This is a genomic window from Geobacillus vulcani PSS1, assembly GCF_000733845.1.
Lineage (GTDB): Bacteria > Bacillota > Bacilli > Bacillales > Anoxybacillaceae > Geobacillus > Geobacillus vulcani.
The window spans coordinates 1,763,259-1,783,302 of the sequence record NZ_JPOI01000001.1; the positions used below are offsets into that span (position 1 = coordinate 1,763,259).

Consider the following 20,044-nt stretch of genomic DNA (forward strand, 5'->3'; position numbering starts at 1 on the left):
TCAAGTTTCGTGTATCCGACGTGAGCGAGGAGTGAGCGCCGTTTTTCACCAACCTTCCCGCTGTGATTTTAAGAAAAAACGAGGGGGAACGATGATGAACAAATGGAAAATGGGGAAATGGCTCGTGCTCATGGCGGTTTTGTTAGGGATGGTCTCGGGATGCGGAGGACATAGCGAATCCGCCAATGCCCAGAAAGCATCTCCCACCAAGAAGGAGGAGGGAGAAGTCATCCGCATCGGCTATCAAAAATACGGCACGCTCAATATGTTGAAAGCGCGCGGGGACTTGGAAAAACGATTAAAACAGCTCGGTTATACGGTGCAATGGTCATTATTTCCAGGCGGGCCGCAATTGTTGGAGGCGATGAATGCCGGCAGCCTTGATTTCGGCCATACCGGTGAGGCGCCACCCGTGTTCGCCCAAGTGGCTGGGACGCCGTTGCTGTACGTGGCAACGACTCCGCCGAACCCAAAGGCGGAAGCCATTTTGGTTCGGCGTGATTCCCCGATTCGGACGGTGGCCGATTTGAAAGGGAAAAAAGTGGCGTTAAACAAAGGGTCGAACGTCCATTATCTGCTTGTCCAGGCGCTCAGCAAGGCTGGATTGACGCTTTCTGACATTCGTCCCGTTTATTTGCCGCCCGCCGATGCCCGTGCCGCCTTTGAGCAAGGAAGCGTTGACGCTTGGGTGATTTGGGATCCGTTTTATGCCGCGGCCGAACAAACGGGGAAGGTTCGCGTGCTCGCTGACGGCCAAGGGTTGGTGGCGAACCGTGAGTTTTTCTTCGCTTCGCGTTCGTTTGCGCAAAAGCATGCCGATGTCGTGCATGTCATCTTAGAGGAGCTGAAGAAAGTCGACCAGTGGGCCAACCGCGATCCGAAAGGGGTGGCAACGTTTTTGGCGCCGGAACTTGGCATTGATGAAGCGGCGCTTGAAGTCGCATCCAAACGCCGCACGTATGGCCTGGAACTGATCACAAACGAGGTCATCGCCCAACAGCAAACGATTGCAGATCAATTTCACCAGCTAGGGTTGTTGCCAAAGAAAATCGATGTAAACGAAGCGGTTTGGCGTGAAGCCAAATGAAGCGGAGACGGAATGGGAAGAGAAAACGGGGGTGATTCGTGACAAAAAGTCATCGGTCGGCTTCGTTGGCAGCGTCATCCGTCAACAAGGGTGAAGGACGGCGGCAGCTTGGATGAGAAACCACACTAGGAAGGCGGGGTGAACGCGATGAAATCGTCGAAATGGACAGAATGGACCTGGGGGAAGGCGGTGCCGTGGGTGTTGCCTGTTGCTCTGCTTGTGGCATGGCAAGTGACTGTAGAAACCGGTTGGTTGTCTTCGCGGGTGCTGCCGGCGCCAACCGCCGTCATGGCGGCCGCTTGGCACCTCGGGTCGAGCGGGGAGCTATGGCAGCATTTATCCATCAGTTTTGGGCGAGCGGTGGCTGGATTCGCGATCGGCGGGTCTATCGGGTTTCTTCTTGGCCTAGTCAACGGGGTGTTTCGCCCGGCGGAGCGTTTGTTGGACACATCGATCCAAATGATTCGCAATATTCCGCATTTGGCGATGATTCCGCTCGTCATTTTATGGTTTGGCATCGGTGAAGAGGCGAAAGTGTTTCTCGTTGCGCTTGGCGTTCTTTTTCCGATTTATGTCAACACTTGGCATGGCATTCGCAATGTGGATGCGGGCTTGCTGGAAATGGGGCGGGTCTATGGGTTGGGGCCGTGGGCGTTGTTTTGGCGCATCTGGCTGCCGGGCGCGTTGCCGGCGATTTTGGTTGGCGTGCGTTATGCGCTCGGCATCATGTGGTTGACCTTAATCGTAGCGGAAACGATCGCTGCCGACCGCGGCATCGGGTATTTGGCCATGAATGCGCGCGAGTTTATGCAAACCGATGTCGTCGTCTTCAGTATTTTGCTTTACGCGCTGTTTGGCAAGCTCGCCGACAGCATCGCCCGTTTTTTGGAAAGCCGTTTACTTCGCTGGAATGTCAACTATCAACATCGGCCGTAGGGTGCAAGTCTGCGAGGAAAGGGGAAGGCAAAAATGGGGGCAGGGCAAGGAGCAGAACTGGTCTTTGTTCAAGTGGCCAAGCGATTTGGTGCTCAATCGGTGTTAAGCGACATCGATTTGACGGTGAAACGCGGGGAGTTTATCGCCATCATCGGACGAAGCGGCTGCGGCAAAAGCACGTTATTGCGCTTGGCTGCCGGCTTGGAGGAGCCCACATCGGGAATCATTCAACTCGATGGCGAGCCGCTCCAAGGAATCAATACGAAAGCCCGGGTCATGTTTCAAGATGCTCGTCTGTTGCCATGGCGGCGCGTCATCGACAACGTTGGCCTCGGTTTGAAAGGGAATTGGCGGGAACAGGCGGCCAAGGCGCTTGAGCAAGTCGGGTTAGCAGAGCGCGCCAATGAGTGGCCGTCGGTGCTGTCCGGCGGCCAACGGCAACGGGTGGCGCTCGCCCGTGCGCTGATCAGTCAGCCGCAGGTATTGTTGCTCGATGAACCGCTTGGTGCGCTCGACGCCTTGACGAGAATTGATATGCAACGGTTGATCGAACGGCTATGGCAGGAACAACGTTTCACCGCTTTGTTGGTCACGCACGATGTCGATGAAGCGGTGATGTTGGCGGACCGCGTGGTGCTGATTGAAAACGGAACGTGCGCGTTTGATTGGCCGGTGCGCCTGCCGCGGCCGCGGCAGCGCGGCGATGCGGCGTTTGCGGATTTGGTGGAGGCGATTTTGCGCCGCATTTTGGGGCCTGAATCCGAACGGGGCGCTATCGCTGCCAGTTCGCTCGGTGAAAAAAGGAGGGCGTTATAGATGAAAAAACAGTTCAGTTGGTTGCTTGGGTTCAGCGTATTCCTGTGCCTGCTGCTAGCAGCGTGCGGCCAAGAACGAAGCACCTCTTCCTCCGCGTCCAAGGGCGCGGCATCCGCCGATTCATGGCCGGAAGAATTGCATATCGGCTATCAAAAATCATCGTTTTCGCTCTTTTTAAAAGAGAAGGGTTATTTGGAAAAACAATTGCAAAAGCACGGTGTGCAAGTAAAATGGTTTGAATTTCAATCGGGTCCGCCCTTGCTTGAGGCATTAAATAGTGGACAAATCGACATTGGATATGTGGGAGGTGCGCCGGCCATACTGGCGCAAGCGAATCCGCATTCGCAATTGGCTTATATTGCATATGAACCCGAAGTGGCGCGGGCGATCATTGTGTCGAAAACATCATCGATCCATACGGTAGCGGACTTAAAAGGAAAAAAAGTGGCTTTTGGGAAAGGGTCAAGCGCTCACTATACACTGTTGACCGCTTTGGAAACGGCCGGACTGACGTTGAACGATATTACCCCGGTGTATTTACAACCAGCTGAGGCGCGCACTGCATTTGAGCGCGGCGATGTGGACGCTTGGGTGATTTGGGATCCCTTTTTGGCTGATGCAGAGGTGAATGGGGGAGCACGTATATTGATCGATGCGAACCGATTGCCGAAACAATATGGATTTATTGTGGCACGAAACCAATACGTGAAACAGTATGCCAATGTAGCGAAAACAGTGATTGACCAACTGAACCACGTCCATCAAGAAATCCATTCTTCTCCAGACGAAGCTGCGAAATTATTGGCCAAAGAAACGAAAATTGATGCAGCCGTTTGGAAACGGACGTTGAGTCGAAGGGGATATGGCGTGTTCCCGCTGACCAAGGAGGTGATCGCGGCTCAACAACGCATTGCCGATCAGTTTTATAAAGCCGGATTGGTTTCGAAACGAGTCAATGTGAAAGAGGCGGTTGTGTTTGTCAAGGAAGAGCGGAAGACAAAATGACGCAAGCATTCATCGATCCGAGCCGTTTCATGGACCAAAGTTGGGGGCTTGAACGATGAGCGGGAAACGTCCTACTCAGACAATGAGGAAAAAGAATGGGGGAAGGTCAATGACAACGGTGACCATCCTTTCGGGAAGCCCATCACGTGTTTCCAAAACGAATCGTGTAGCTGAATGGGTGAAGGAGCAGCTGCAACGGCTTGGCCACACCGTGCATCTCGTTCGTTTGCGCGATCTGCCTGCTGAAGATTTGCTTTATGCGAACGACTCAAGTGAGCCGATCGCCAAAACACATGAGTGGATCCAGCAGTCGAAAGCGATCATTGTGTTGAGCCCTGTGTATAAAGGAAGTTATACTGGCATTTTAAAAGCATATTTGGATTTGCTGCCGGAAAAAGCGTTTAAAGAAAAACTCGTCGTGCCGATTGTCACCGGAGGAACCATTGCTCATTTGTTGGCGCTCGAATATGCGCTCAAACCGATTTTCTCTATTTTGGGAGCCCGAAACATTTTGCATGGCGTCTTTATTTTAGACTGGACGTTGGGTCATGATGATGAAGGTCGGCTCGTGCTTTCGGATGACTTGCTATCACGCATGCAGGAAGTCATTCATGCGGTTTCTCAACTCAATCAAGACCGGGCCGTTTCATAAGGAGGCGATTCACGATGGAATTGCTTTGGTTTATTCCTTCTCACGGGGATGGGCGATATTTAGGGACGACGAAAGGCGGCCGCTCTCCTGAATACAGCTATTTTAAACAAGTGGCTCAAGCGGCTGACCGCTTAGGATATACGGGTGTGCTCATTCCGACCGGCAAATCGTGCGAAGATCCGTGGCTGCTTGCTTCGGCATTGGTGGCCGAAACGGAACGATTGCGCTTTCTTGTCGCTGTTCGTCCAGGACTGATGACGCCGACGTTGGCGGCCCGCATGACGTCGACGTTGGATCGCCTTTCGAACGGGCGGCTCCTCGTCAACGTGGTCGCCGGGGGCGATCCGGTTGAACTTGCGGGCGATGGCTTGTTTTTATCCCATGATGAACGCTACGAGGCAACAGATGAGTTTTTGACCGTTTGGCGTCGATTGCTCGCGGGAGAGGAAGTGACGTTGACGGGAAAGCATGTGTCCGTCCAAGGAGCCAAGCTGTTGTTTCCAGCGGTGCAAAAACCGTATCCACGCGTCTTTTTTGGCGGATCGTCAGAGGCGGGGCAACGGGTGGCGGCCCGCCATGCGGATGTATATTTGACTTGGGGAGAGCCGCTGGAACAAGTGAAAGAGAAAATCGAACAAGTAAAAGAACTTGCCCGCCAAGCGGGAAGAGAAATCGAATTTGGCATTCGCCTTCACATTATCGTGCGCGAAACGGAAACGGAAGCATGGGAAGCGGCGGAGCGATTGATTCGCTACGTGGATGAGCGGACGATTGAAGAAGCGCAGCGGGTCTTTGCCCGGTACGATTCGGTCGGGCAGCAACGGATGCGGCAGCTGCACAGCGGCAGAAAAGAAGCGTTGGAGATCAGTCCGAATCTTTGGGCGGGCATTGGACTTGTGCGCGGCGGAGCCGGCACCGCTCTTGTCGGCGATCCGGAAACCGTGGCCGAGCGTCTTCGCGAGTATGAGCAGCTGGGCATCCGCTACTTCATTTTATCCGGCTACCCGCATCTGGAAGAGGCGTATCGAGTGGCGGAGCTGTTATTCCCATTGTTGCCTTTGAATATTCCTTCTTCATCTATTCGCGGAGAGGTTGTGGGCCATGAATTTTTCCCTAATGTGATTAAAGTGTGATCGATCGAGAAAGAGAGGATGCCCTGTAACGAGGGAGTCCTCTCTTTTTCAACATATATTGACATTGAAATTCATTTTCTCTTATAATCTTATTGCATTGATATTGATTATCATTTTTTTGGTGTGTAAACGGGGGGATACATAATGACATTGAAGTGGAAATGGCTGGCCGTATTCGCCGTAGCAGCGTTGGCACTTGGTGCATGCGGCCAAAGTGAACAGACAGCGGGGACAGAAAAAGAAAACAAAACGGCCGCAGAGAAACAAGAAAAGCCGAACACGGAGACGAAAGCAGAAGGGGAAAACGAACAGGCGGAAGTGGATTACGCCGGTGCGTTCAGCGCAGCGTTGGCCGAGCTTGAGAAAGCGAAGCAAGGAGGGGCGGTTGACTTCGGCAAGGTGGAGAGCATCTACAAAGAAAAGCTGCAGCCGCTTGTGCAAAAACGCGACGCCGAATTTGAGGATGCGGTTGACGAACATATTACCACCGCCCTGGCCGCCGGCAAGGACGGGTCGCTTGAGCCGTTGGTCGTCAAGCAAATTTTTGACAAGTTGATGCAAAAAGCGTTTTACACAACGATCAAACACGAGTTTACCGAGGCAGAGGAGCATTGGGCCGACAAAGAAGAAGTGAAAGAAGAGATCGAGGAAGCAAAAGCGTTTTATGCGATTTTGCAGCCGACCGTGGAAAAACGCGATGCGGCGTATGGAACGAAGCTCGCTGACGCAATCAACGGCGCGTTTGCGCAAATGGAGCAAGCCGTCCAAAACGATGATGCGCTCTCATTTGCCCTCGGCAAGCAAGTGGTGGACAAAACATTGATGAAAACATTCTACTTAGCGAGCGGAGCGCTGCCGCACGGCTATGCGGCGAAGGCGGCGGCTGCGGCCAAGGAAAACGCCGAGGAAGCCAAAGTGGAACAGGCGGAAGGCTGGGCGTTTTATCAGTCCGTCTACCCGTATATGAAACGGCATGCGGCCGAGGAAGCCGATTATATTTTGAAACAGTTCGACTTGCAGACGGACGTCAAAACGCTCGACCCGAAAGCAGTAAACCACGCGTTCGTGCGCGGCTGGGCGAAAGTGGCGCTTCACGAATATGAAGAAAGCCAAGAAAATTGGGGGCAGGACAAATCGGTGATTACCGCTTTGGAAGGCGCGCTCTTTATTCACATGATCGAGCAGGATATCAAAACGCTGCTCGGCGACAAGGCGTACGCCGATTTGAACGATCAAGCGACACGCTACTTAGAAGCGGCGAAGGCGAAAAACAAAGCGGAGGCCGACAAATGGCTGCCTCAAATCGAGGCTGCGCTTCAGCAAGTGATCCAGAAAGCGAACTAAATGATCAGAAAGGGTGTCCGGCGCGGCGCCCTTTTTTTGCAGGCGTCCATCCCGGGCGAAGGCCGCGCTGGCTAAACTGCTGCTTCACCGCGCCAAAGGCGGAATAAATACAGTTGGTTTTGAGGATGGCGTCATGGTGAATTGGGAAACGCTCAAGCCAAGGCGGGAAATGAAAATATTTGGTTTTTGCCGGTTCGCCACGACGTTCCCCGGCGGTTTATGGTAAGATGCTAATGGACAATGGAAGATGATGAGGTGAAGGCGATGAAAGTGGTGGTGACCGGGGGAGCGGGGTTTATTGGCAGCCATTTGGCCGCTCGTCTGCACGAACAAGGTCATGAAGTGGCAGCGATCGATTGTTTTCATCCGTATTATCCTGCTGAACGGAAGGAGCGGCAGTTTCACGCGCTCACCGGCGGCCGGGTGCCGCTTGCCCGCTTCGACTTGCTTGATGGGGAAGCGACGAAGCGCTGGTTCAGCCAGTTTCGCCCTGATGTCGTCTTTCATTTGGCGGCGCTGCCGGGCGTGCCGTATTCGTTGGCGCATCCGCTCGCTTACATCGATTATGACATTAAGGCGACCGTGAACGTTTTGGCGGCGGCGGGAGAGGCGGGAACCGGCCATGTGTTGTTCGCCTCGTCGTCATCGGTGTACGGCGACCGCGGCAATGTCCCGCTCAAGGAAGAAATGGCGGACGGCCGCGTCGTCTCGCCGTATGCAGCCGCGAAATACGGAGCAGAGTCGTTTTGTCACGCGTACGCGCATTTGTACGGATACCGGATGACGATGTTCCGCTATTTTACGGTGTATGGCCCGTGGGGGCGGCCCGATATGGCGATCGGCACGTTTTTGCACCGGTTGTTGGCAGGCGAGGAGATTGTCGTATATGGCCAAGGGACGGCGCGCGATTATACGTACATCGATGATATCGTCGCCGGTATGATCGCAGCGCTTCACCGCGGCGGCGGACGAAGCGAAGTGTTCAACTTGGGGGCGGGGTCGCCCGTTACGATGGAGCAGCTGCTCGCTGAGCTGCGGAAGCATTTTCCCGATATGAAAATCGTGCAGGCGCCGGAGCGGAAAGGTGATGTGAAAGCGACGTGGGCGGACATTACGAAGGCGAAGCAGGCGTTTGGCTATGAGCCAAACGTACCGTTTGCCGAAGGGTTGGCGCGGACGGTGGCGTGGGCGCGCGAACATGAACGGTAAGCGGGCGGCCCGTTTGGCGCGCGCCATGGTTGGCGCGGCGCTCATCGTGCTGTTCGCCTGGCTGACGCATCGCTATTTTGACGGCCGCCTCTTGCTTGCCCCTCTCGCAGAACTGGCCCGCCAGCCCGTTCGCTTCGCCGCTGTGCTGCTTGTGTATGGCGCTTCGTTTTGGCTGCGGGCGTGGGCGTGGAAGCAATATGTCGGGAAGCCGCTTGGGCTGTCGGTCTATGGGCGCGCCGTGCTCCTCAGTTTGTTTGTCAATCATGTCGCCCCTGTGAAAATCGGCGATGCCGCCCGTGTCGCCGTGCTCGCCCGCCAGCCCGGCGTTTCGCTCGGCGAGGCGGTGGAATCGGTGGCGGTGATGCGGTTCCTTGATATGGCGATGCTGGGCGGATGGACGGTCATTGGGACGTATGCGTATAGCCATCATATTCCCCGGGTTCCGCTCTTGGCAGCGGCCGTTGCCGCCGCGTTCGCGCTGACCGTGGTCGTGCTTCGCCGCCCGCTCCGCCTCGAGCGGTTATGGCGGCGCTGGCGGACGGTGTTTCAGGGCCGCCGCGGAGTGGGGATCGTCGCGGCGGTGGCGGCGAGCTGGCTGTGCGAGGCGGCGATCATTGGCGCGGTCGCTGAGACCGTGGGCCTTTCGCTTTCCTTTTGGCAGGCGGTATGGGTCAACAGCGCGACCGTTTCCGGCCAAATCGTCCAAGTGGCTCCCGGCGGGCTCGGAACGTATGAGGCGGTGATGGCGTTTGCGCTGACGACGTTGGGGGCCTCAGGAGAACGCGCCTATGCGGCGGCCGTAGTCACCCATGCGGTGAAATTTCTATTTTCCTACGCGGCCGGGGCCGTTGTGCTCGCGTTTTGGCGGTCCGACTGGCAGGTGGTGCAGGGCGTGTGGAAAAAGGGAAGGGAGAAGCGATGAAAGAAGCATCACGATTCGAAAAAATTGCGGCGCGCTGCTGGAATTTGTTGAATGAAGGAAAGCCGTTCACGCCGATTTTCGCTTTCGGGGTGATGGTCATCGGTCATGCCGCTGACCTCATTCATGGGCACGCTTTGGCTTGGCTGCTCGGCTTGGCGGCGGCGCTGCCACTTTTTGTTGTCTACTACGTTTACGATTATCCGCTGTTTTTGCGCAATTATTTATGGATTCCGTATATGGTCTTTCTCATCGTGTGGTCGTTTGCCGATGTTGCCTTATTGCTGCTTTCGGCCGGGCTCTATTTTTTCTTTACCGTCTTTTTTTGGGGGACGCTGTATTACCATTTGCGCATCGGCACGTCATGGTGGAATTTCACCCGCTTTTGGAAACTGGTGCTGAAAAACAGTGATTCGACGAGCGGCAACGCCCAAGAGCAGCTGCCGAAATTGTTCCTTTTGCTGTCGGTGTGGGAATATGCGGCGTCTTTGGCGGAAGGCGGAGCCGATTGGCTGCCGCTGTGCGGGCCGTTTTGGCTGTTTGCCGCTGCGGTGTGGCTGTTTTCATGGATTTTGCACCGTCATTTGTTTGACTGGCAGCCGGAGATCATTCCGACTTACACGAGCAACGTGCCGAGTCCCACCGCGCCGGTCAGTGACAAAGTGTACGTCATCGTGATTGACGGGATGCGCAAAGACCGGTTTGAAGCGGCGAACGCCCCGTTTTTGAAACGGCTGCGCGCGCAAGGAACGGAATTTGCGCAAATGGAAACCGTCTATCCGGCGCGCACCGTCGTCTGCTTCACCTCGATGCTGACGGGGACGTATCCGTTTGAGCACGGCATCCGGTCCAATATGGTATGGAAGCTTGGGGCGAAAGTGGAGACGATTTTCGATTCGCTTCGGAAAATCGGAAAAACCGGCCGCTTGCTCGGCATCGCCCATTTGGTCGATTCGTTCGGCGACGATGTCGAAACGGTGACGGCCGTCATGCCGAACGACCTGGCCGATCGTTATATTATCGAGCGGGCGAAGCGCATCGTCGAGGAACAAAACCCGGACTTGCTCGTCGTGCAATTGATCGCCACCGATCAGACCGGCCATAGCCGCGGTGTCTTGTATGATGAGTATATCGAAAAAATTGAAGAAGCGGACGCCTTGATCGCTGAGTTTGTCAGCTGGCTTGAGGAACGGGGCGAGCTCGAGCGCGCGACATTGATCGTCTGCGCCGACCATGGCCAAGCGGATGGCATCGGCGGCCACGGCCACCTCGATGAAGGGGAGCGGTATGTGCCGTTTTTTCTATACGGTCCGGCGATTGAGCGAGGAAAACGAATCGACGAGAAAAGAAGCCTCGTTTCGCTGGCGCCGACGATCGCCTATTTGCTTGGGGCGCCATATCCGAGCCATAGCCGCGGCCCGGTTTTAATTGAGGCGATACGAAAGGAGGAGCGCGATGAAGAAGCAGCGCGTCATCGTCTTTTTGCCGGCGCACAATGAAGAAGAAGCGATTGGCGACGTCATCCGCCGCATTCCGCGTCATTTTCATCCCGATGTAGAGGTCAGCGTCTTGGTCATTGATGATGGATCGACGGACCGAACGGCCGAAGTAGCGAAAGAAGCGGGGGCCGATATCATTTGCCGCTTGCCGGAAAACCGCGGCCTCGGGGCGGCGGTGCGGCGGGGGCTTGAAGAGTGTGTCCGCCTCGGCGCCGATATCGGCGTGATGATCGACGCTGACAACGAATATCCGCCGGAACAAATCCCCGACCTGTTGGCGCCGATTTTTGCCGGCGAGGCCGATTATACGATTGGCTCGCGCTTCCTTGGCACGATTCGCGGCATGAAATGGCATCGCCGCCTCGGGAATTATTTGTTCACTTGGCTGCAGTCGCTGCTTCTCGGACAGCGGCTCTATGACGGACAGTCGGGGATGCGCGCCTTTTCGCGCCAAGCGATGGAGGAGGCGGAAATCATCCACGATTACAACTACGCCCAAGTGCTGACGCTCAACTTGGTGCGCAAAGGGTTTCGCTTGAAAGAAGTGCCGATCCGCTATCAAGTGCGGACGACCGGCCGTTCGTTCATCAAATTCACCGCCTATATGACCGCGGTCATTCCGGCCATATGGAAGGAAATGCGCCGTCCGGTGAAAAAGGTGGCCGTCGATCGAGAAGCGCATGGGCGCTCCCAAGAGCGGGCGCGCCATTGCTCGTAAGGCAGTTCGTGCTTAGAAGGCAGGCGAAAAACTGCATTCACGCGCCAATCGGCGGCATTTTCATCAGAACAGAAAGCTGATTCTGCGAGGTTTCTCTAATTGAGAAATAGATGGAATCAGTAGTATTTTGCACTAAATCACCAGCCTTTTAGAAGGCGGGTGATGTCATGAGACATGCGGATCTACTTCTCAACTTGAGGAATCCTGTTTTTCTCTCTAATCGCGAACGATGGATTGAGGAAGATGATCGTTTTTTCACCAGCCTTTTCGACGATGGATGATTTTTTATTGACAATAAGTATGATAATGATTATCATTGATCTTGATGGAGGGAGAAGGGAACGTGAAATCGTTTCGTTTCTTTTTTTACATAGCAGTGATAGTTATTCTCAATCTCATTCCGCTGAAAGCGTTCGCCTATTCGTATGGAGACCCGAACAAAGAGGCGGTTGCTGAGGCGTATAAAGAGATGAAAGAAAAGTTGAACGAGCAGCCACCGAACTTTGCTGCAGCGAAGGAAATTTTCGAAACCGTAAAAGAAGAAATCGACATGCATATGGGACCTGAGCCGTCCAAGGCGGTGCTTGCGGCCATCGAAGAGAAGGACCGTCAAACGGTGATCAAGGACATGGAAAACATTTTAGTGCTCAATATCGCTCGCCGTTTGGACAATATTGAGGCAAACTTTGATCAGTACGACACGAGCAAGCGGCTGTTGGCGAAGGCGTTTGCGACGTATGAAGCGCTGTCGCCGGTCATCCAAGGGAAAGACCCTGCACTTGATAAACAGCTGCGCACCGAGTTTGACAAGGCGCTTCAGTCGCTTGGCAACCCGGGGCTGTTCGGTGTCGGCGAGAAAAAATCGGATATCAACGTGTTTAAGAAAAGCAAAGAGACGATTTTAACAACGCTGCAGAAGCAATTCGGCCTGAAAAGCCTAAAAGTCGGCCATTTTTCGGAAAACGCTGCAGAAAAGCCGGATGCAGTGCAAAAGAAAGAGTGGACCGATTTGTCTAAAGTAAAAAACTGGATTCCGCTCGTTGTCATCGTTATTGTGGTTCTCGGCGCGGCTCTCATTTATGTGCGGCGTCGGAAACGGGCTTAGTCCAAATATAAGGGGAGGCGGAGACATGGAAGTCCAAGCGCTGCTCATTACGTTTCGTGAAGCGCTGGAAGCGTTGCTGATCGTCGGCATCATTACATCGTATTTGAAACGTGTCGATCACCGCGAATACACGAAGTACGTATGGCTTGGTGCTGGTTTGGCCGTGTTGGCGAGCATCGGGGCGGCCATTTTGTTTCAAGTGGTGTTCACGGGATTTGCCGCGATGGGCAGTGAAATCTACTTAAAAATCGGCATCATGATCGTCTCCGCGTTGCTCTTGACGCAGATGGTGTTTTGGATGGCCGAGCATAGCCGGGACATGAAACAAAACGTTGAAGGGAAAATGGACCAGTTTATTACCGCCGGTAATGTCGCCGGCATGGTCATTCACTCGTTTTTAGTCGTGCTGCGCGAAGGAGTGGAAACCGTTTTTTTCTTCGCCGCCATCACGCACGGCAACATCGGCGCGGCGCTGCAAGGCTGGGGAGCGGCGACAGGCATCGCCATTGCCGCTTTGGTCAGCTACTTCTTCTTTAAAGGAACGATGCGCATTCCGCTGAAAGCTTTCTTTAAAGTAACCGGAGCTTTTATCGTCTTGATCGCCGCTGGCCTGCTCGTGCAAGCCATTTCGATGATGCAGGACATTGGGCTCATCGGCAGCGTCATGCCGCATGTATATGATTTGACATGGCTGCTTCCAGAACATCCGATTGACTACGAACATTACGTGCGCGATCATGGCGTCGCCCCCGTCTTTTCCGGCGAAGTCGGCGTCTTTTTAAAAGCGTTGTTTGGCTATTCAGCGATGCCGTCGCTTGAAGAAGTGATCGCCTATATCGGCTACTTCGCCGTCGTGTATTTGCTGGTGACGAGCCGCCGCGGTCAAAAGAGCGCTGTGGTCGAGAAACCGGCGATTGCCGCTTTGGAGGAAAAAGCAAAAAACGTCATGTAACGTACAAGGCAGCTGCGCCTTGTACTTTTTCTTTGGAGGGGAACACGGTGAACAAACGGTTCGGCGACCGCTTTTGGATTGGCTTTGGTGTCGGAACGGCCGCTTTGTTGGTTGGCGCCTGTTTGTATTGGGCGAGCCCGTATGCGGCCACATGGGATGAAGTCGATTTTTCCTTGGCGCTTGAGCGCTATGACGTGTTAGCCATGCAGCCGCATTTCCCAGGCTATCCGTATTTCGTCCTCGGGGGCATGGCGGTGCACGCTTTCATTGCCAATCCGGCCAAAGCGCTTTCGATCTTGAATGTGCTCGTGTTGTTTTCCGCCGCCTTTCCCATCGTTTTGCTGCTTGCTCGGCATATGCCGCGTCCAGCGGCGTTATGGGCGGCGCTTTCGGTGCTTTCTTCAAGCTATGTGCTTCTTGCCTCCGCCCGACCGATGTCTGACGGTGCGGCGCTCGGCGTGCTTTGGTGGTACATCTGGGCCGTGGAATGGGCGCGGCGGCGAATGACATGGACCGCGCAGCTGCTGCCGATGGCGTTATTCAGCATCCTCATGGGGGTTCGCCTATCGTACATCCCCTTTGCCTCGGCGTTATTGTTGCTTTGGTATGAAGACTGGAACAGGCATCGCCGCTTTGGCCGGGTGGCGGCCTCCGTTTTGGCGGCTGCGTTGTTTCAGTTGATTTGGGTGGCGGCGGCGGCGCGCACAGAGGGCGGCCTTTTCTCGTTTTTTCAGCTCGGCTGGGCGTTTGTCCACGGCCATTTCAGCGATTGGGGCGGAACGGCGGCAGCGAGCCCGCTTCCGTTTTCCGAGCGGGTGCAACGGTTTTTGATCGACAACTTTCTTTGGACAGGAATCGCCTGCCAAAACGCTTGGCTGCTGGCCGCCTATGCGGCAATCGGCGCCATCGCCTGGCGCGCCGGGCGGTTTCGACTGCCGCGCGCACTTGTCGTTTCCGCCCTGCTGTATGCCGTCTGGGCGCTATTGGCGCAAAACATTGAAAAACCGCGCCACCTTCTTCCGTTGATTCATTTTACACTGTTTTATGTGTGGGGCCGCTTTTTTGCCTCGCCGCGGCCATGGGGGGCAGCGTTGGCGGCAGCGGCTGTGCTGCTGCAGGCGGCCGTCGGCATCGGGCAGCTGCGCGAGCAAGTGGTGACGCCGCCGGCGGTGTATCAGCTGGCCGATGATTTGCGTGACAAACGGCAACCGTTTGTGGTATATACGTGGGAAGAGACGCGCGTGTTTGATTATTTGCGCGTGCCGTTTCCGCATAAAGAGGTGCTCCATTTTTCCTTTTTTTTGCAAGACAAAGAAAACTACCGCCATGCTGCGATCTATATGACCAATCACGTTATCGAAGGGTTCAAGGCCCAAGGGATCGATGTTTCCCGCCATGTGCGCAAAGTGAAAACGTATCGTTCCAGTTTGCTTGCCGATCCAGTGTATGGGACGATTACGCTGTACGAATGGGTGGATGGAGCAGTGAGGTGATGGCCAATGAACGAGCGGCTGAAAGAAAAACTGGCTGTGCTGCCGGAGCAGCCGGGCTGCTATTTAATGAAAGACAAACACGGAACGGTCATTTACGTCGGCAAAGCGAAATCGATGAAAACGCGCGTCCGCTCCTATTTTACCGGGACGCATGACGGCAAGACGCAGCGGCTCGTGGAGGAAATCGCCGATTTCGAATACATCGTCACTTCGTCAAACGCTGAAGCGCTCATTTTAGAGATGAATTTGATCAAAAAGCATGATCCGAAATACAACGTCATGCTGAAGGATGACAAAAGCTATCCGTTTATTAAAATCACTGCGGAAAAACATCCGCGCCTATTGATCACCCGCAAAGTAAAAAAAGACGGCGGCAAATACTTCGGCCCCTATCCGAACGTGCAGGCGGCGAACGAAACAAAAAAGCTGCTCGACCGCTTATATCCGCTCCGTAAATGTTCGACGATGCCGGCGCGCGCCTGTTTGTATTACCATATGGGCCAATGCCTGGCCCCGTGCGTTCATCCGGTGTCAGACGAGCAGAACAAGGCGATGGTGGAGCAAATCGTCCGCTTTTTAAACGGCGGATACGAAGAGGTCAAGCGGGAGCTCGCGGAGAAAATGTACGAGGCGGCGGAAGCGCTCGAGTTTGAACGGGCGAAGGAATACCGCGATCAAATCGCGGCGATTGAGATGACGATGGAAAAGCAAAAAATGGTGCTCAATGACTTCATTGACCGCGATGTATTCGGATATGCGTACGACAAAGGCTGGATGTGCGTACAAGTGTTTTTCCTCCGCCAAGGGAAGTTGATCGAGCGCGACGTGTCGATCTTTCCGCTCTATCAGGACCCGGATGAGGAAATGCTTACGTTTTTAGGCCAGTTTTATGCGAAAGCGCATCATTTGAAGCCAAAAGAAGTCGTCCTCCCGTCCGACATCGACGGCGAGCTCGCCCGCGAGCTGCTCGGCGTTGCCGTCATCCAGCCGAAAAAAGGGAAGAAAAAAGAGCTTGTTGAGCTGGCAAGCAAAAACGCGGCCATTGCTCTGAAAGAAAAATTTTATTTCATCGAGCGGGACGAAGAACGGACGATCAAAGCCATCGAGCGTCTCGGAGAGCGTCTCGGCATTCCGACGCCGCGCCGCATCGAGGCGTTCGATAACTCAAACATATACGGAGCTGATCCGGTCTCGGCGCTCGTCGTGTTCCTGGACGGCAAGCCGGCGAAAAAAGAATATCGGAAATACAAGGTAAAGACGGTTGCAGGCCCGAACGATTATGAAACGATGCGCGAAGTCGTGCGCCGCCGCTATACGCGCGTGTTGAAAGAAGGATTGCCGTTCCCTGATTTGATCATCATCGACGGCGGCAAGGGCCACTTGTCGGCGGTGCGCGATGTGCTCGAAAACGAGCTCGGCCTTGACGTGCCACTTGTCGGATTGGCGAAGGACGAAAAACATCGCACATCGGAGCTTTTGGCCGGCGACCCGCCGGCGGTCGTGCCGCTTGACCGACAAAGCCAAGAGTTTTATCTATTGCAACGCATCCAAGATGAGGTGCACCGGTTTGCGATTGCCTTCCACCGAAAGACGCGGCAGAAAACGATGCTTCATTCCGTGCTGGATGACATCCCAGGTGTTGGGGAAAAGCGGAAACAAGCGCTTTTGAATTATTTCGGCTCGGTGAAAAAGATGAAAGAGGCGACGGTGGAGGAGCTGCAGCGGGCGAACATTCCGCGGGCGGTGGCGGAGAAAATCTACGAAAAGCTGCATGAATAGTGGGCAAAAGGGCGCCCTTCGTCTTTCGGGGCGCCCTTCGGCTTTATTCATCAGCTGCCGCCGAAGCCCTTTGTCAATCGACCCCCTGCTTCCGATCCCATTTCACTAAAATGCGCGCTTTGCCATCCCGCTTTGGCGGCAGCTCGACCGCTTCGGTGACGAACCGCTTTTGATGTTCGATTTGCTGGGCGAGAAATCCAGCCTCAAGCTGGAACGAGCAGCTGCCGTACAAGGAAAAGCGGGCGGCGATGATGGGGCCTGACAACTCGACAGATAGTTCGTCGTTCCGCTCTTCGCCAACCGACAAAGCTCCCCATCCCGCTCGTTCAAAAAACAGGGCGACATCGTCGAGCGTGTCGAGCGGATAGCGCCGCGCCAACTGTTTGCCGGCCCAGTACAGCAGTGAAGCGGCGTCTTTGCCAAGCAGCTCAGGAAGAAGCGAATGGCGAAGCAGCTCCGTCCCGAAGGCGGACTGCGTGATCGCGCTAAACGCTTGATACTGATCCTCTAATGATGGCTGTTTCATTATGTCCCCCTCTTTCTTTCCATTTTCCCATTATAGCGGAATTGCCCTCGCCGTGCATCCTCCTTTTGCGCAAAAATGCATGCGCCCGAAGCCGCCGTTTTCATGCTTGGGTAGAGAACACACGTTGCTCATACGTTTTTTCGATGTCGGCGCAACTATGAGAATGTTTGAACATTTTGTGGCAGTGTTTTCTTGACGCTTGTACAATGTGGGAGTACAATGAATGTGACAAAGCGAATAAGGGAATGGAAGGCGTTTCCGTTTCTGCATGGCGAGCGAGAGGGGCATATTTTTTATTCCATTGAAGGGGGTTTACATAATGGCAGGGAATCGCGAGTTTTACTATCGCCGGCTCCATTCGCTGCTGGGGGTTGTTCCCGTCGGCATCTTTTTAGTGCAGCACTTGGTCGTCAATCATTTTGCGACGCGTGGGCCGGAAGCGTTTAACCGGGCGGCGGCGTTTATGGAAAACTTGCCGTTCCGCTATTTTCTTGAAATTTTTGTTATTTTTCTCCCATTGCTGTTCCACGCTGTATACGGCATTTATATCGCGTTTACAGCGAAATTCAACACCCGCCAGTACGGCTATTTCCGCAACTGGATGTTTATGCTTCAGCGGATCACCGGCATCATTACATTGATTTTTGTCGTCTGGCACGTGTACGAGACGCGGGTGCAAGCCGCATTCGGCGCCGAAGTGAACTACGACATGATGGCCAACATTGTCGACAATCCGTTTATGCTTGGATTTTATATTGTTGGAATTTTGTCCACGGTCTTTCACTTCGCCAACGGCTTATGGTCGTTCTGCGTCAGCTGGGGGTTGACGGTGTCCCCTCGTTCGCAGCAAGTATTTACGTACATTACGATGATCATTTTCGTCGCGCTTTCCATTGTCGGCATTCGCGCCATTTTGGCGTTTGCGTGAGACAACCATTCCATTCCTGGGGAATATTCGACCCTGGGAAATATTCGACGATGAACCGCTGCGTTGGCTCGTGACGGATCGCGCCCTAGCCGTTCGCCGAACGATCGCTTGGTCGATGGCGGGACGGCAAGGCAAAACGTGCGGCATGCAAGCAAAAGCAGCAATCTATTAGGGAGTGAGTAGCTATGAAAAAAGGAAAAATCATCGTTGTTGGCGGCGGGTTGGCCGGTTTGATGGCCACGATTAAAATCGCTGAAGCAGGAGTGCCTGTCGAACTGTTTTCACTCGTTCCGGTAAAGCGTTCTCACTCTGTCTGTGCCCAAGGCGGCATCAACGGAGCGGTCAATACAAAAGGAGAAGGCGACTCTCCGTGGGAGCATTTTGACGATACCGTCTATGGCGGGGACTTCTTGGCGAATCAGCCTCCGGTCAAAGCGATGTGTGAAGCGGCGCCGGGGATCATTTACATGCTCGATCGGATGGGCGTCATGTTCAATCGGACGCCGGAGGGATTGCTTGACTTCCGCCGTTTCGGGGGGACGCAGCACCACCGGACCGCCTATGCGGGGGCGACGACTGGCCAGCAAATTTTGTATGCGCTTGACGAACAAGTGCGCCGCCATGAAGTGGCCGGGCTCGTGACGAAGTACGAACATTGGGAGTTTTTAGGCGTCGTTTTAGATGACGAGCAAATTTGCCGCGGCATCGTCGCACAAGATCTGCGATCCATGGAAATCAAAGCGTTTCCAGCCGATGCCGTCATTTTGGCGACCGGCGGCCCGGGGATCATTTTCGGGAAATCGACGAACTCGGTGATCAACACCGGTTCAGCGGCTTCGATCGCTTATCAGCAAGGCGTTTACTACGCGAACGGCGAGTTCATCCAAATCCACCCGACGGCCATTCCAGGCGATGACAAGCTCCGCCTTATGAGCGAATCGGCGCGCGGGGAAGGCGGACGCATTTGGACATATAAAGACGGGAAACCGTGGTACTTCCTTGAGGAAAAATATCCGGCTTACGGAAACTTGGTGCCGCGCGACATCGCGGCTCGGGAAATTTTCCATGTGTGCGTCGATTTGAAGCTCGGCATCAACGGCGAGAACATGGTGTATTTGGATTTGTCGCATAAAGATCCGAAAGAGTTGGATGTCAAGCTCGGCGGCATTATCGAAATTTACGAGAAGTTCATGGGCGAAGACCCGCGCAAAGTGCCGATGAAGGTGTTCCCGGCCGTTCACTACTCGATGGGCGGCTTATGGGTCGATTATGATCAAATGACGAACATCAAAGGGCTGTTCGCCGCCGGCGAGTGCGATTATTCCATTCATGGGGCGAACCGCCTCGGGGCGAACTCGCTGCTATCGGCGATTTACGGCGGAATGGTCGCTGGTCCGAACGCCGTTCGCTACATCCGCGGCCTTGAGAAATCGGCGGATGCAATGCCGTCGACGCTGTACGACAGCTATGTGAAACGAGAGCAAGAAAAGTGGGAAAACATTTTAGCGATGGACGGCACTGAAAACGCCTATGTGCTGCATAAAGAGCTCGGTGAATGGATGACGGCGAACGTGACGATCGTCCGCTACAACGACCGGCTGTTGAAGACGGATGAAAAAATTCAGGAGCTGATGGAGCGTTACAAAAACATCAGCGTCACCGATACGTCGAGATGGAGCAACCAAGGAGCGACGTTTATCCGTCAGCTGTACAACATGTTGCAGCTCGCCCGCGTCATTACGCTTGGCGCTTACCATCGCAATGAAAGCCGTGGGGCGCATTATAAGCCGGAGTTTCCGGAGCGCAATGACGAAGAGTGGCTGAAAACGACGATGGCTCGCTACACGCCAGACGGTCCGGCGTTCCATTATGAAGATGTTGACGTCTCGTTGATTAAACCGCGCAAGCGCGATTACAGCAAAAAGAAAGAGGAAGTGAAGTAA

At 54.4% G+C, this 20,044-nt stretch carries 18 protein-coding genes; 17 read left to right on the forward strand and 1 reads right to left on the reverse strand.

Translation table 11 applies throughout. The features are described 5' to 3' along the window. Positions 1-91 precede the first annotated feature (91 nt). The 15 genes from N685_RS0109525 to uvrC all read left to right on the forward strand — a co-directional run bounded on the left by N685_RS0109525 (position 92) and on the right by uvrC (position 16,647). On the forward strand, positions 92-1,087 hold the full coding sequence (locus N685_RS0109525) for a sulfonate ABC transporter substrate-binding protein (protein WP_031407829.1): 996 nt from the start codon (positions 92-94) through the stop codon (positions 1,085-1,087). 147 nt (positions 1,088-1,234) lie between these two features. Next, positions 1,235-2,023: an aliphatic sulfonate ABC transporter permease SsuC gene (gene ssuC / locus N685_RS0109535; protein ID WP_031407831.1), complete on the forward strand. Its 789-nt coding sequence runs from the start codon at positions 1,235-1,237 to the stop codon at positions 2,021-2,023. Between the two features lie 33 nt (positions 2,024-2,056). Further along, positions 2,057-2,839: an ATP-binding cassette domain-containing protein gene (locus N685_RS0109540; protein WP_031407833.1), complete on the forward strand. Its 783-nt coding sequence runs from the start codon at positions 2,057-2,059 to the stop codon at positions 2,837-2,839. Beyond that, on the forward strand, positions 2,840-3,844 hold the full coding sequence (locus N685_RS0109545) for an aliphatic sulfonate ABC transporter substrate-binding protein (RefSeq protein ID WP_031407835.1): 1,005 nt from the start codon (positions 2,840-2,842) through the stop codon (positions 3,842-3,844). Positions 3,845-3,953: 109 nt separating this feature from the next. Beyond that, on the forward strand, positions 3,954-4,496 hold the full coding sequence (gene ssuE / locus N685_RS0109550) for an NADPH-dependent FMN reductase (protein WP_031407837.1): 543 nt from the start codon (positions 3,954-3,956) through the stop codon (positions 4,494-4,496). 14 nt (positions 4,497-4,510) lie between these two features. Further along, on the forward strand, positions 4,511-5,629 hold the full coding sequence (ssuD, locus tag N685_RS0109555; protein WP_031407839.1) for an FMNH2-dependent alkanesulfonate monooxygenase: 1,119 nt from the start codon (positions 4,511-4,513) through the stop codon (positions 5,627-5,629). Between the two features lie 144 nt (positions 5,630-5,773). Further along, entirely contained in the window at positions 5,774-6,973 is a 1,200-nt protein-coding gene (locus N685_RS0109560; protein ID WP_031407841.1) for a hypothetical protein, read from the forward strand. A gap of 264 nt (positions 6,974-7,237) precedes the next feature. Then, the gene (locus N685_RS0109570) at positions 7,238-8,182 is read left to right on the forward strand and encodes an NAD-dependent epimerase/dehydratase family protein (protein ID WP_031407845.1); all 945 of its coding nucleotides are present in this window, start codon (positions 7,238-7,240) and stop codon (positions 8,180-8,182) included. After that, positions 8,172-9,104, forward strand: coding sequence for a lysylphosphatidylglycerol synthase transmembrane domain-containing protein (locus N685_RS0109575; RefSeq protein ID WP_031407847.1), 933 nt, complete (start codon positions 8,172-8,174; stop codon positions 9,102-9,104). Before N685_RS0109570 ends, N685_RS0109575 begins: the two co-directional genes overlap by 11 nt. After that, positions 9,101-10,600 (forward strand): alkaline phosphatase family protein, encoded by a 1,500-nt coding sequence (locus tag N685_RS0109580; protein WP_031407849.1) that lies wholly within the window; start codon positions 9,101-9,103, stop codon positions 10,598-10,600. Before N685_RS0109575 ends, N685_RS0109580 begins: the two co-directional genes overlap by 4 nt. After that, on the forward strand, positions 10,557-11,318 hold the full coding sequence (locus N685_RS0109585) for a glycosyltransferase family 2 protein (RefSeq protein ID WP_031407851.1): 762 nt from the start codon (positions 10,557-10,559) through the stop codon (positions 11,316-11,318). Before N685_RS0109580 ends, N685_RS0109585 begins: the two co-directional genes overlap by 44 nt. Before the next feature lie 343 nt (positions 11,319-11,661). Continuing rightward, complete coding sequence (locus N685_RS0109590; protein ID WP_031407853.1) at positions 11,662-12,423, forward strand: hypothetical protein; 762 nt, start codon at positions 11,662-11,664, stop codon at positions 12,421-12,423. Positions 12,424-12,448: 25 nt separating this feature from the next. Then, a complete protein-coding gene (locus tag N685_RS0109595; protein ID WP_031407855.1) occupies positions 12,449-13,375 on the forward strand; it encodes an FTR1 family iron permease in 927 nt (308 codons plus the stop codon). Between the two features lie 47 nt (positions 13,376-13,422). Beyond that, the gene (locus N685_RS0109600) at positions 13,423-14,868 is read left to right on the forward strand and encodes a hypothetical protein (protein ID WP_031407856.1); all 1,446 of its coding nucleotides are present in this window, start codon (positions 13,423-13,425) and stop codon (positions 14,866-14,868) included. Between the two features lie 6 nt (positions 14,869-14,874). After that, positions 14,875-16,647, forward strand: a complete 1,773-nt coding sequence (uvrC, locus tag N685_RS0109605) for an excinuclease ABC subunit UvrC (RefSeq protein WP_031407858.1) — start codon at positions 14,875-14,877, stop codon at positions 16,645-16,647. Positions 16,648-16,720: 73 nt separating this feature from the next. Here the strand turns inward: uvrC and N685_RS0109610 are convergent, their stop codons facing one another. After that, entirely contained in the window at positions 16,721-17,173 is a 453-nt protein-coding gene (locus N685_RS0109610; protein ID WP_031407860.1) for a YslB family protein, read from the reverse strand. A 319-nt stretch (positions 17,174-17,492) separates the two neighbouring features. On the opposite strand from N685_RS0109610, the gene N685_RS0109615 reads away from it, so the two are divergent. Continuing rightward, on the forward strand, positions 17,493-18,101 hold the full coding sequence (locus tag N685_RS0109615; RefSeq protein WP_013144567.1) for a succinate dehydrogenase cytochrome b558 subunit: 609 nt from the start codon (positions 17,493-17,495) through the stop codon (positions 18,099-18,101). 185 nt (positions 18,102-18,286) lie between these two features. Then, positions 18,287-20,044, forward strand: coding sequence for a succinate dehydrogenase flavoprotein subunit (gene sdhA, locus N685_RS0109620; protein ID WP_011232146.1), 1,758 nt, complete (start codon positions 18,287-18,289; stop codon positions 20,042-20,044).